This window comes from Vibrio sp. 1159, assembly GCF_033340395.1.
In the GTDB taxonomy this organism is placed as follows: domain Bacteria; phylum Pseudomonadota; class Gammaproteobacteria; order Enterobacterales; family Vibrionaceae; genus Vibrio; species Vibrio alginolyticus.
On record NZ_JAWOWL010000050.1, the window covers coordinates 34,537 to 36,573 of the forward strand.

General features: G+C 45.1%; 3 protein-coding genes. All 3 read left to right on the forward strand.

The window, feature by feature from the left end; all coding sequences use genetic code 11:
• The coding region (locus R7127_RS24500) for a chemotaxis protein CheW (RefSeq protein ID WP_318080840.1) at positions 1-870 on the forward strand (870 nt) is incomplete at its 5' end.
• A 35-nt stretch (positions 871-905) separates the two neighbouring features.
• Positions 906-1,400: a chemotaxis protein CheW gene (locus tag R7127_RS24505; protein WP_005380507.1), complete on the forward strand. Its 495-nt coding sequence runs from the start codon at positions 906-908 to the stop codon at positions 1,398-1,400.
• A 13-nt stretch (positions 1,401-1,413) separates the two neighbouring features.
• A complete protein-coding gene (locus R7127_RS24510; RefSeq protein ID WP_031777229.1) occupies positions 1,414-1,908 on the forward strand; it encodes a DUF2802 domain-containing protein in 495 nt (164 codons plus the stop codon).
• Positions 1,909-2,037 lie beyond the last annotated feature (129 nt).

The window sequence follows — 2,037 nt, forward strand, 5'->3', positions numbered from 1 at the left end:
CCAGAATTACAGCTACAATACTCGGAGCCAGAAACGTACCAGTTTCAAGAAACATATCCGCCAGAGTTGGAAGCTCCAAACCTGGAAGATGTTCAAAGGCTATTAAGTCAGCTTGAAGCAAGCAACCCAGTGGCTGAGTTGGATATTGATAGTATTCTTGAACAAAATACGATTGATATTGCAGCAGAGATAAAAGCGGCTGAGCCTGAGGTACAAATCTTTAGTGAGGTGCCTGAGCTTCAGGGTGTTGAGGAAATACAGGACTGGGTGATTGATGAGCCAGTTTTTGAGGAAGCTCAACCAGAGGTGGATGAACCTCACGCAGTGATCGAACAAAGTATCAATATAGAATCGAACGTCGATACTGAACTCGAAACACAAGCAGATTCCAATATACCAACGGCCTGGGAGAGTACGAAGCGAAGTGAGGACTTCCAAGTTCTTTACTTTGATGTGAATGGTGTCACGTTTGCTGTACCTCTTGATGAGTTAGGTGGTATTCATCGCATTAGCGAGCTTAACCATTTGATAGGAAAACCCGCCTGGTATTTGGGGCTACAAACAAATCGCGAGCAACAGTTTGATGTCGTCGATACCGCGAAATGGGTGATGGCAGATAAGCTTCGTGATGATAGCTATAAAGATAACTACCAATATGTCGTCATGCTTGGTGAGAGCATGTGGGGGCTGGCCAGTAACCAATTAATGGGGACTGAAACGCTTAATATCGACAAGGTTCGCTGGCGTGAGCAGGCGGGTAAACGCCCTTGGCTAGCGGGCATGGTAAAAGAAAAAATGTGTGCCTTAATTCATGTCCAGGCGCTCATTGACATGCTAAACGCCGGTTTAGATGTCAAATCACTGAATTAGATTTAAGTCGGGAACGACATTAACGAGGATTAACTATGTCTCAAGCTTTTGAAGTAGAAGTGAAGAAAGATGCATCGAATGACGAAGTTCTTCAGTGGGTGACGTTCCAGCTAGAAGAAGAAACGTACGGCATCAACGTAATGCAAGTTCGTGAAGTACTTCGTTATACTGAAATTGCCCCTGTTCCAGGTGCACCAGATTATGTACTTGGTATCATCAACCTACGCGGTAATGTAGTTACTGTTATCGATACACGCTCACGTTTTGGCCTGATGGAAGGCGAAGTCACTGACAACACTCGTATTATTGTGATCGAGTCTGAGCGTCAAGTGATTGGTATCTTAGTAGATAGCGTGGCAGAAGTTGTTTATCTGCGTTCTTCTGAAATTGATACGACGCCTTCAGTTGGTACCGACGAGAGTGCGAAGTTCATCCAGGGTGTGAGCAACCGTGACGGCAAGCTTCTTATCCTTGTGGATTTGAACAAGCTGCTAACAGATGACGAGTGGGACGAGATGGCTCACCTTTAATGGCTGAATGATGATGGCTGAAGAGACTCTTTTATCTGCTCCATTCCTTGCGGGTGGCGTCGCTTTTATCGTGTTAGTATTGGTTGTTTTGCAACTGCGGATTCGCTCGGGGTTACAAAAGCAGTTAGACCAACAACGAGCTCAATCTCGACACGCAGATAAAGAAGTGCAAAAGTTGAGTAAGCAGTTACTCGAAGTGCGCTCGGTTGTCGTTGGTCTTGGACAAAAAGTGACCGAGCAACAAGACATTATTCAGCACTTAAACGAGAGAATTCGCGAACTCGAACACGCTGATACTGATGGTCGCTTGTACAGTCGCGCTTCTAAAATGGTACAGCTTGGCGCTGATATCAACGAGCTGATTGAAGAGTGCGAACTACCAAAAGCCGAAGCTGAGTTGATGCTTTCACTGCAGAAGAAACTGGCGGGGAAAGAGAAGATTCCACCATTAAGTGGTCAGCCATCAGATGACGCAGAATATCCAACGCGTGGACGTCGTCGACGCTAAAGGTTATTAAGCGAAAAAAAGAGGCGTTATTACGCCTCTTTTTTTGTTTTTAGTGTGCCGTCCTAAATAAGGTTGACACTTTCTACCCCCAAAATTGGAGAGTGTTATGAAATCAACAACTAAAAGAAC

What these genes read in the sequence shown, in the direction of transcription:
- R7127_RS24510 (WP_031777229.1), top strand. Translation starts at nt 1,414, where the DNA reads ATGGCTGAAGAGACTCTTTTATCTGCTCCATTCCTTGCGGGTGGCGTC.
- R7127_RS24505 (WP_005380507.1), top strand. Translation starts at nt 906, where the DNA reads ATGTCTCAAGCTTTTGAAGTAGAAGTGAAGAAAGATGCATCGAATGAC.